At 30.8% G+C, this 11,268-nt stretch carries 9 protein-coding genes; 1 reads left to right on the forward strand and 8 read right to left on the reverse strand.

The annotated features are described in order from the left end of the window. Positions 1–50: 50 nt before the first annotated feature. From Q0649_RS16285 to Q0649_RS16300, 4 genes are all read right to left on the reverse strand, one after another. Entirely contained in the window at positions 51–1,421 is a 1,371-nt protein-coding gene (locus tag Q0649_RS16285; protein WP_298844485.1) for a SpoVR family protein, read from the reverse strand. 7 nt (positions 1,422–1,428) lie between these two features. Further along, a complete protein-coding gene (gene yhbH, locus Q0649_RS16290; protein ID WP_298844462.1) occupies positions 1,429–2,601 on the reverse strand; it encodes a sporulation protein YhbH in 1,173 nt (390 codons plus the stop codon). 4 nt (positions 2,602–2,605) lie between these two features. Further along, positions 2,606–4,528, reverse strand: coding sequence for a PrkA family serine protein kinase (locus tag Q0649_RS16295; RefSeq protein ID WP_298844467.1), 1,923 nt, complete (start codon positions 4,526–4,528; stop codon positions 2,606–2,608). 194 nt (positions 4,529–4,722) lie between these two features. Then, positions 4,723–5,940: an FAD-binding oxidoreductase gene (locus Q0649_RS16300; RefSeq protein ID WP_298844470.1), complete on the reverse strand. Its 1,218-nt coding sequence runs from the start codon at positions 5,938–5,940 to the stop codon at positions 4,723–4,725. Positions 5,941–6,196: 256 nt separating this feature from the next. Between Q0649_RS16300 and Q0649_RS16305 the strand changes: the two genes are divergently transcribed. Further along, positions 6,197–7,411: a DHHA1 domain-containing protein gene (locus Q0649_RS16305; RefSeq protein WP_298844473.1), complete on the forward strand. Its 1,215-nt coding sequence runs from the start codon at positions 6,197–6,199 to the stop codon at positions 7,409–7,411. Positions 7,412–7,423: 12 nt separating this feature from the next. On the opposite strand, the gene Q0649_RS16310 is transcribed toward Q0649_RS16305, so the two are convergent. The 4 genes from Q0649_RS16310 to cytX all read right to left on the reverse strand — a co-directional run. Next, the gene (locus tag Q0649_RS16310; RefSeq protein WP_298844476.1) at positions 7,424–8,647 is read right to left on the reverse strand and encodes a 6-phosphofructokinase; all 1,224 of its coding nucleotides are present in this window, start codon (positions 8,645–8,647) and stop codon (positions 7,424–7,426) included. Positions 8,648–8,877: 230 nt separating this feature from the next. Continuing rightward, positions 8,878–9,501, reverse strand: coding sequence for a thiamine phosphate synthase (gene thiE, locus Q0649_RS16315; RefSeq protein ID WP_298844479.1), 624 nt, complete (start codon positions 9,499–9,501; stop codon positions 8,878–8,880). Next, positions 9,491–10,327, reverse strand: a complete 837-nt coding sequence (gene thiM / locus Q0649_RS16320) for a hydroxyethylthiazole kinase (RefSeq protein WP_298844481.1) — start codon at positions 10,325–10,327, stop codon at positions 9,491–9,493. The genes thiE and thiM overlap by 11 nt, the downstream gene beginning before the upstream one ends. Continuing rightward, positions 10,306–11,268 (reverse strand): putative hydroxymethylpyrimidine transporter CytX (gene cytX / locus Q0649_RS16325; RefSeq protein WP_298844483.1); only part of this gene is annotated, 963 nt, incomplete at its 5' end. The genes thiM and cytX, both read right to left, overlap by 22 nt.

Consider the following 11,268-nt stretch of genomic DNA (forward strand, 5'->3'; position numbering starts at 1 on the left):
CTCTTTCCCTACACGACGCTCTTCCGATCTGTACGGTCTATAATGTTAATCTATACTATTTTTACAACTACATTCTCATCATTACATATAAGTCTAATCTGATTTCCTAGTCTTGTTGTTTTTAATGTTACAGTATGTCCCCACAGCTCATGTATATACCTTAATGTAGCCTCTGCATAAGCTGAATTTAATTCCCTCCCATCATAAACATGCTCCAGCATTAGTGTTTTGTCTTTTTGAGACATTTCTGTTACTCTAATAACGGGGATGCTTCCTGCTCCACAAGAACTAGCTAGCGTATTTCTAATGCTTTTAAAACCATTATCATCTGCAACCTCTTTAACTACATAATTTCCATTAGTTGCAGCATATTCAAATAGATTAAGTTCTTCACATAATTCCTTTGTTAAATATTTTCTTAAAAAAGATTCATCTCTCTCTATTGCCCTAACTTCAAATATTTTATCCATTCCATATCTTTTTAAAATATCTTCAAATATCTTAAACCCTATGAAATATGGATTTATAGATCCTTGCCCTGGAGCTATAACATCATTATGACGTTTAATGAATTCTAAATGAAGTCCATCTGGTAATTTAAGTTGCTTCACTAAATTATAATGCCAAAAGCTAGCCCATCCTTCATTCATAATTTTAGTTTCTATTTGAGGAATAAAGTATGAAGTTTCTTTCCGTACGATTTCTAGTAAACTTTTTTCCCATTCCTCTATATCACCATATTTTATTATAAAATATAAAAGATCATCTTCTGGTTCTAATGGTATTTTATTTATCTCTGGAAATTCTAATTTTGCATAAGCGTCTAAATTGTTATGAACTTTATTTTTATTTTTGTAATCATCTAAAATCCTTTGTTTTAAAACTTCATCAGATATTCTCTTTGCCCCAATAACTCTGTTTGTTTGAAACTTTATTGCATGAGCTGCATCTAGTATTCTCTCTACCTTTTCATATCCTATACTTGGATCATTAATAAAACTTCTTACCTTGTCTGCATGAAACTTAAACATTTCAACAGTAGATGCTGCTCTTGTACCTTCTTTAAAAAGCCTATTATTTTTAAAGAAATCATTATGTCCATAAACGTGAGCTATAGTCAATATCTGTAATAAAAGTGTATTTTCCTTCATTAAATATGCTAAACAAGGATCAGAATTTATAACCATCTCATATGGTAACCCGCTTAAATTATATTTATATGTTGTACTATTTTTTTCATATGATTTACCAAAACTCCAATGAGGATAACTTGAAGGCATCCCAAAATAGGATTCGTAAGCTAACATATCTTTATATCCAATCATTTCGAATTCTTGAGGATAGTAATTAAGCCTTGTTTGTTTTACTATATCCTCAATTTTTTCATTCCAGTCTTCTAAATCTTTTATGGTATAATCCAAGCCCATATCACTTCACCCCATCTTTTTTTAACATGTATTTAAGACCTTCCCATAAATCTTGTTTTTGCTTTATTTCTATCGAAAGAAAATTTTCATTATCCACCCCCTTTGAAAAAACATCTTTCATAGAAGTAGCGTAATAGCTATTCATAAGCTCTGCATAACCAAATAAATTACTTACCTTACAAATATCTTTTGCAGCCTTTATGGCTTTCTCATTGTCTTCTTCCCAATTATCTCCATCACTTACGTAAAAAACATACACATTCCAATTATCAGGATTATATCTTTTATCAATTATTTCTAAAGCTTTATTTAGTCCACTAGAAATATACGTACCCCCTGATTCAACTTTATGAAAAAAATCAACTTCATTTACTTCCTGGGCAACCGTTGTATGTGCAATAAAACTAACCTCTACATTTGAGTATTTGGATTGAATAAATTGAGATAGTATAAAAAAGAATGAGCGTGCTAAATATTTTTTTGTAGTATCCATTGATCCCGATACATCCATCACACATAAAATAACTGCATTTGATTCCCTTTTTAAAACTTTCTTAACTCTATGATATCTTAAATCTTCATTTTTGAATGGCAATCTTTCAATTTCATCACCCTTAAATTCTTCCATTAAAGCCTTATTCTTTGCCTGCTCCCTTTTAATTTTTTCGGCTACTGTTCTTTTTTTAGCAAGACGCGGATTAATACCATGTTTTTGATACCCTGCTCTTTTTAGACCATTCTCCGTTAGGACTTCTGAAAATTTCTTCTTATCCAATTCAGGAAGTTCTAAATCCTCTAAGAGATAATTTAATGCATCTTCAAGGGTTATCTCAGTTTCATAAATGTCTTCCCCTTCTTTGTCCCCTGCTTTACCTGAGCCTTTTCCTTCGCCCTCTGCTTTTTCTTTCCCTATTACTTGGTCTCTTTTTTCCGAGCCATCTCCGCTTGCGACTCCACCCTTATTTTTGCCAAAAATAAATTCATATTCTTTCAATCCTTTTATTGGTATCTTAATTTTTTTATCCTTGCTTTGACCAATAATACTCTCTTCGGATAATATATCTCCCAGATTTTCTTTTATAGATTTTTCAACAAGCTGACGGTGCCTTCTCCTGTCCTCTGAAGCTCTATCGTGCTCTATGGGAGTTACATTATAGTCTCTAAATATTGCCATGATTCTAGTCCTTCCATAAATTGTTAGCTGCATATTTTAGTATTACATCACAACAATGATCACAATAACCATTAGCCTTCATTTGCTCAACCATTACATTATATTTTTCATCTTGATCCTTATCACGAACTCTCGACCTAGTTATAATTCTTGACAATTCTTTTACAGAACTTGTTAGTTTCTTTTCTATCGCTTCCTTTAAAGGCTCATATGACTCATATTTAATTTTTCCACCATTTCTAACCACATAAAACATATATGAAGTTACGTCACTTCTAAAACCCTTAGATGAGCTCTCAGATATTCCAATCTGTTCTTCTATTGACCTCATAAATGATTCGTCCGCTTGAAGTTCCTCACCAGTAGCTTTATCCTTTAATTTTGACTTATTCACAAAAGCTTCTGCATTATCTATATAGTTATCAAATAAACTTTCGGCTTGTTCCTTATAACTGTGGATAAATGCCTTAGTTACTTCTTTCTCCAATATTTTGTTATACTCTTTTCTAATACTATCTTGAATGAATCCCATATACTTCTTCTTTTCATCTTCAGCTATATCCATTTCTCTAACAGATTTAATTATACTTTCCATAATGCTTAGTGGATTTATACAATCTGAATCAGAATCAGAAATAGCATTGTCAATAGCCTTTACTATAAATCTTGTAGAGATTCCGTGCATACCCTCGTCGAGTCCTGCTTCTTCTCTTAATTCACTTATATCTATTTTCTGAGTAGTTCCATTTTCCACTATTTCTTCACCATTATATATCTTAAGCTTTGTTATAGGATCTACCTTATTTGATGGTTTAAACCTTGAGAGCAATGCAAACATTGCTGCTATTTCAATAGTATGTGGTGCTATATGAGGTTTAAAATTACTCTTTTTAAGTATTTTATCATAAATTTTAATTTCTTCATTTAGCTCAAGGCAATAAGGAACTTCAACCTTTACAATTCTATCTAAAATAGCTTCATTTGTATGATCAGACTTAAATCTATTCCATTCAGCTTCATTAGAATGGGCGATAATTATACCATCAAAGTAGATCATAGAGCCCTTTCCTGGTGATGGTATTGATTTCTCTTGAGTTGCTGTTATTATAGTGTGAAGGTACTCAACATCATTTTTGAATACTTCTATAAATTCCACCATTCCTCTGTTACCAACATTAAATGCTCCATTAAGAGAAAAGACTCTTGGATCATCCTCTGAATATATATCCATTTTGGATATATCAACGGAACCTGTCAAAATTGAAGTATCTTGATTATTAGGATCTACTGGTGGTACAACCCCTATGCCTTTTCTTGATCTTACAGAAAATGAGGTAGTTGTAACAGGAAATTTTTCATATTCTCCATTGTATTCATGGATTAATTTATATTTGCATGCTGGGCAAAGATCTCCTTCAATTTTCACATCGAGCATTTCTCCAATTTCTTTTCGTAAATGTTTTGGGATTAAATGAAGTGGTTCTTCATTCATAGGGCATCCTTTTAACACATATACCGGTTCTGTATTTTCAAATGCATTCTTCAAAGCTTCCACAAGTGATGATTTTCCAGCTCCTACTGGTCCAGCTAAATACAATACTTGCCTAGATTCCTCTCCCTTCATAGATGCAGAATAAAAATAACTAACTAGTTTCATTAGTACTTTATCAATTCCAAAAAAGTCATCCTTAAAAAATGCATACCTTCTTATAACATCATTACCATATATTTTTCTTATTCTTGGATTTTCTTCAGGTTTTAAAGTTTCAAATCCACCTTTTATTATTGTGTCATACATCCTCTTATGTGATAATTTAGCCTTATCAGGATCTGCCTTAATAATATCTAAATATTCTAAAAAAGTTCCTTCAAATTTATTCTTAACTTTATTTTCTCTATCATTTTCTATTATATTTTTAAAATCCATCTAATACCTCCCAAAATAAAATTATTTTTAATAATATTAAATATATGCAAGACCATCCCCCTAAAATGATTAAAAATAAAAACTTATGAAAATTTAAATATATAACTATAAATAAACTTCTTCATTTTTTAAACTCCTCCGACATATATATAATAAAAAAACACAAACTCACTATAAAAGTGAGTTTGTGTTTTTTAATTATCAAATCTATCAACCTTAAATAAACTTAAATCTTCATTGTATTTCCCTAAATATAACTCACTAAGCATCATTCCTCCGAGCATTGAAAACAATATTCCATTTGCACCATACCCCAAGCAATACCACAACTTATTATTATCTGGATCTTTTCCTATAAATCCTAAATTATCTTTTGTGGATGCAAATGCACCACAATATTTATATTCTATTTCTATACCTTTAATATCGTTAAACATGAATTTCAGCCTTTGCTCTAATATGTTATATTTTTCATTTGCAGCTTTCTCATTAAATATATCTGGGACAAATTTTATATCTTCTCCGCCTATAATTATTCTATTATCCTCTGTAGTTCTATAATAATTATATGGTAAATTATTATCGCGAATAAGCGCTCTTTTGTGCCAACCCGAAAAGTCTCTAACAGGTTTTGTTGCAATATTAAAGGTAGTAGTTTTAGTTCCAAAGTTTCTTTTGCTAAATAACCTTGTATTATACCCAGTAGCTACTATAACGATTTTCCCCTTTACTTTATTACCATACGTAGTATCAATAAGTACCCCCTTATTTTCGTAATTTACAGATGTAACCTCTGTATTCTCGTAAACTCTAACTCCTCTTTTACAACATATATCAAGTAGCTGATGAGTATACTTATATGGGTCAAATTGTGCTCCACCATTATTACAATATACTCCAGCTTTTAAATCAAATTCAAAAGGATTATTAATCTCATTAATAAAGTCTACATCAAATTCATTTTCTTTTCGAGTTTTATACTCTTCATATATTTCATCAATTTCTAATTTTTTAGAAGTATATAATAATGTATCTTTTTTTCTATAATCGCATGCATTTCCATATTCATTTATAATATTATCAATCTCTTTTAAAGCCTTAATCCCTAATTCATAGGACCTTAATACATCTTTTTTAGTTGTAGCTTCCATTAAATCATTGAGCTTATCATCTAGTTCATACTGAAGTAATGAAGTTGTGAGTCCCGTACTACAATAACCTATTCTATTTTTCTCGAGTATAACACTTTTGATATTAGCTTTTGAAAAATAGTACCCTAAAATGCTTCCTGTAACTCCTCCACCTACTATTATAACGTCTGTTTCTATGTTTTCTGTTAAATAGTCATACTGTTTTGGTACTTTGTTTGTTTTTGTGAATATAGGTTCCCCTTGTACATATTGTAAATTCATCGTATACCACCTAACTAATTATATTTTTTTATAAACTATCCAAATTACTCTAATTTAATAATGCAATTTATTTATTAACTTTAAATATAGTGTTTCTTAATTGATATTTCTATATACACATAATAAATATTAAGATAATATTTTTATGTTACAATATAAATTAGAGTTAGTATAAATATAAAATGTAAATCAGATTAACTTTGTATTTTATATTATCATAACCCTTTCGATAGCTGACAAAAGGAGATGTTTAAATTTGGAAAAGTTGTACTATGAAGATCAATATAAAACAGAATTTACAGCTGAAATAATAGATATAATAGAAAAAGAAAACAACTATCATGTTGAATTAAGCAGAACATATTTTTATCCAAAGGGTGATAACCAACCAAGCGATACAGGGCATATAAATGGATCTTTAGTTACGCATGTATACGAAGAAAATGATAAAATATATCATGTGTTAAACGTAAAACCTTTGAAAATTCATAAAGTTAAATGTAATATAAACTTTGATATTCGATATGATTATATGCAGCAACATTTAGGTGAGCATATACTCTCCACGTGTATTTCTAATTTATTTAATATAACTACTATTGATTTTCACCTTGGTTTAACTTCTTCAACTATTGATCTTGATAAAACTATTAGTATAGATGGCATTAGAGCTTGCGAGAAAAAGGCCAATGATATAGTTAATGAAAATATCAAAATAGATGTTCTATATTTTACAAAGTCAGAATTAAAAAAATCATCGTTAAAGAATGTTCCAGTAAAGCCCGGTGAAAAAGTTAGGGTTGTTAAAATCGGAGATATTTGTGCTTTTTCATCACAAGATATATATCCAAGTTTTACTATTGGAGTTCAATTAATTAAAGTTATAAAATTAGAAAAATATAAAACTGGGGTAAGAATTGAATTTATATGTGGGAAAAGAGCGGTTTCTGATTATATTTTAAAATTCGAAGCTATTGATAAAATGTCTAAACTACTATCTTGTAGTAATGATACTGTTATATCTAAAGTTGATAATCTTACTGATGAGCTTACTAAGGCACTTACTCTTAACCGATCACTAAGTTCAAAAGTTGCTACATATGAAGTTCAAAACATGTTAAACGAAGCTGAAAAAATAGGTGATATTAGGATACTTAAATTCATTTATGATAAAATGGACCTTAAATATGCTACAATGTTAGCAACTAAATTAGTAACATCGCCCAAAGTTATAGTTTTATTTGGTGTAAAACTTCAAACTAAAGCAAACCTCTTGTTCATGTGTTCAAAAGATTTAAAAATTGTAAGAATGGATTCTCTTTTAAAAGACGCAATAACTCTTATAGATGGTAAGGGTGGTGGGAGTGAATTTTCTGCACAAGGTGGTGGTAAAAACAATAATAATTTAGATTCCGCACTCAATTATGCATTAAGTAAAATCAATGAAAATATAAAACACTCCCATTATTAATCATCCTATACCTTACTCATTTTTATTTAAAATTTTTGGTACTTTAGATGCTCGTAGTCTGTGTGCATAATGCATTTCTGATCCTAATAATGGCCTAGCATAGTTTATAAACGCTTCAGTCACATTATTGCATTCACTATTAATAAAATTATCAGGCATTACTTTTGTCTTGCCTGCTACAAGGTCCAGTGGAGTAAGTCTATAATCTACAGAATAATGTCCTGTTCTATGAATAGTAATCGAACCACCCACATTATCCCAAAGTGCATATTGTGCAGCTTTTTCTCCTACTTCACGAGCTTCATTTCTATCCACATCTGATACACATCCCATAAAACACCTTTGAGGATATCCAAATGTATCTGATCTAACTCTTTTAATATTTAGATGATTTTTAATGTACTTACCTAAAAGGTCTCCTAATGCCCCCGTTCCTGAAAGTTGTATGTTTCCGTGAGCATCTTTTTCTACTTTATCCATAAGACTTGCAATTATCGGTACCCCTTTTTCATCTTGAATGCCTTCTGAAACAGCTATTACACATCTTCCATATTTATCATAAACATTTTTTACATCAATCAAAAATTGTTCTATCTTAAAAACTCTTTCAGGTACATATATTAAATGCGGTCCGTCATCTTCGTACTTTTTAGCGAGGGCTGCGGCAGCCGTTAAAAAACCTGCATGACGCCCCATTACTACTCCTATATAAATTCCTGGTAAAGCTCTATTGTCAAGATTAGCTCCAATAAATGCATTCGTAATATATTTAGCTGCAGATCCATATCCAGGAGTATGATCATTAATCATGAGATCATTGTCTATAGTTTTAGGTATATGAATTGCACGGAGTTCATAATTTGAAAGTATAGCTTGCTGATTTACTATCCTAACTGCATCTGATGAGTCATTTCCTCCAATATAAAAGAAATATCTTATTTCATGAGCTTTAAGGACCTTAAATATTTCCTTACAATATTTTTCATCTGGCTTGTCTCTTGTAGATAAAAGTGCAGATGATGGAGTCATTGCCACCTGCTCTAAATTATGAGTTGTCTCACGACTTAGATCATGAAAATTTTCATTAACTATACCATTTACACCATTTATAGCACCATATACTTTTGTCACCTGCGCAAATTTTCTTGCCTCAAGTACCGCACCAACTAGTGATTGATTAATAACAGCAGTTGGTCCTCCCCCTTGTGCTATTAAAACTTTACCCTCAATTATCATAATTCTCCCCCCTCATATTTAGCTATTACCCTTTTAAATTTATTTAACTTAGTATTGGTGTTTAATTTGTATAATATTAGTGAACTTTGCTCACTATAATATATATATATTATAGCATATTTGTATTTTATTACATTAATTATATAAATTAAAACAATATAAAAGCCTAACATATTATTAATCATATTAGGCTTCATATAGTTTTATTTTTGTTTAATTTTCACTATCCTTTATTTCATTGCTTCAACTAATTTCTCCGTTGCTTCTTTTACATTCTTCTTAGCAAGAATATCTGAAATCACAGCTACTCCATCAATATTCGCTCCCTTTAATAAATCAACATTTTTATTCGTAATTCCACCGATAGCAACTACAGGTATAGAAATATTATCTTTTATTTCTTTTAAAGTAGACACAGAAACCGCGCTTGCATCATCTTTAGTAGTTGTAGGAAACATTGCACCAACGCCTACATAATCTGCGCCTTCTTTTTCTGCCTCTATTGCTTCCTCAAGCGTTGATGTAGAAATTCCAACTATCTTATCATTTCCTATTATGCCCCTTGCAATGCTAGCCGGCATATCGCTTTGACCCAGATGAACCCCCGCAGCATCTATAGACAAAGCTATGTCTATTCTATCATTTATAATTAGTGGTACATTATATTTGTCAGTAACTGCTTTAACCTTTGATGCAGTATTATAAAATTCTAAAGTGCTTATGTCCTTTTCTCTAAGTTGTACCAATGTAGTTCCACCTTTTATAGACTCCTCCACTGCAGTATATATATCAGTATCCACAAGCATCTCTCTATCTGTAAGAAGATAAATACTGTAATTAATTTTATTCTTCATTTATTTTACTCCTTTTATTTATTTCTATATCACATAAATTATACATAGCGTCTATCATTTTCACTCTAAATGTTCCTGAACCCTCAATTTTTTTATCTAATCTTTCGTAGGCTGTTTCTCCAGCTATGCCCATTGAAACAACTCCGGCAAGAGCCGCTATTAAATTATTATCTCCTGCTCCTAAATAACAACCAATAACTGCAGTGCACATACAACCAGTACCTGTAACTCTGGACATCATTTTATGACCATTTGATGTAGTATAAAGAGTTTTTCCATCTGTTATAATGTCTACCTCGCCTGTTATAGCTACAACTGTATTAAATTTATAAGCAAAATTTCTTGCCATTGCTTTTGCCTTTGTAAATTCATTACTTCCAGCCACAAAACTCTCTGATGCATCTACACCTCTTGTTACAGTATCTATACCATATATTGATTTTATTTCGGATAAATTCCCTCTTATTACTGCAAGTTTTACTTCACTCATAATTTTTTTACAACTTTCATTTCTATAGCTTGTCGCTCCTACTCCCACAGGATCTAATATAACTGGTATATTTAATTCATTTGCTTTTTTCCCTGCCGCTATCATCGCCTCTATTGAACCAGTAGTTAGTATCCCAATATTTAAAACAAGCGAAGACGCAAGAGATACCATCTCGCGAACTTCATGAATATCCTCTGCCATAACCGGTGAGCCACCTATAGCGAGTGTTATATTTGCACAATCATTGATAGTAACATTATTTGTTATTTGGTGAACCAAAGGGGTCTTTTCTCTTAAATAATTTAATAATTTAATTATTTTGTTGTTAATTTCCATTTTGACATCATCCTCCAACTTATTAAATATATAAATCCTGTAATAACCATATCAGGCATTGTAGCTCCTAGTACTAAATCAAGTTTTATAAACCAATAATAAAGTATTATTCCTATAATCCACACAAAAATTGCTCCCCAGTTTACAAGTATATTAGAATGCACTTTTGTATTTTTCTTTATTATAAAATAATCTGTAATTAAAATAGCAAATAATGGTGCAAATACTGACCCAATAGCATATAAAAAATTTTCATAATTTTCCATAGGGATTATTACTGCTGCAAGAGTTCCAATAACTGTCATAATAATACCAATCTTTTTTTCTCCAAGTTTTGGTATTATATTTAGGAATGAAACTCCTGCTGAGTACACATCTAAGAATGTAGTAGTTACTGTAGATAAAACTACTATTCCAAGTGCTGCTATTCCTAAATTTGCTGCAAGCATCATAACCGAAGGATCTGAATTTTTAGATACAATAGCTGCTCCAAGTCCTATAATAAACATCCATGAGCTTCCAACGAAATACCCAATAAAACTTCCATAAGCTCCTGCCTTTTCGCTCTTTGCGAATCTAGTATAATCTGCGATTAGAGGTAACCATGAAAGTGGCATAACTATACTAAGTTCTAATGCGCCTCCAAAAGAAATTCCACCAGTAGCTGCTTTTGTTAAAAGTGTTTTATCTTTGAATATTATTGATCCCAGTATCAATGTAAGCATAAAAAGTAATGATACAGCTGTAATATTCAATTTTTTCATGCCCGCATTTCCAAAATAAAGCCATAATACTGTAAGTAGGCCAATAAAAACTATATATACTAAAACATTATTTACGTTCCATAAGCTTTGTGATATTAAATTTACTGAACTTGCTGCTACCTTAATCATAATTGCAGTCCAACCTATTAGCTGAAGTATATTTAAAATTGAAAATAA

This window comes from uncultured Clostridium sp. (assembly GCF_937920395.1).
In the GTDB taxonomy this organism is placed as follows: Bacteria; Bacillota; Clostridia; order Clostridiales; family Clostridiaceae; genus Clostridium_AD.

Excerpts from the sequence above, each read along its gene's own strand:
- yhbH (WP_298844462.1), bottom strand. The coding sequence starts at position 2,601 with ATGGCAATATTTAGAGACTATAATGTAACTCCCATAGAGCACGATAGA.
- Q0649_RS16295 (WP_298844467.1), bottom strand. The coding sequence starts at position 4,528 with ATGGATTTTAAAAATATAATAGAAAATGATAGAGAAAATAAAGTTAAG.
- Q0649_RS16300 (WP_298844470.1), bottom strand. The coding sequence starts at position 5,940 with ATGAATTTACAATATGTACAAGGGGAACCTATATTCACAAAAACAAAC.
- Q0649_RS16310 (WP_298844476.1), bottom strand. The coding sequence starts at position 8,647 with ATGATAATTGAGGGTAAAGTTTTAATAGCACAAGGGGGAGGACCAACT.
- thiE (WP_298844479.1), bottom strand. The coding sequence starts at position 9,501 with ATGAAGAATAAAATTAATTACAGTATTTATCTTCTTACAGATAGAGAG.
- thiM (WP_298844481.1), bottom strand. The coding sequence starts at position 10,327 with ATGGAAATTAACAACAAAATAATTAAATTATTAAATTATTTAAGAGAA.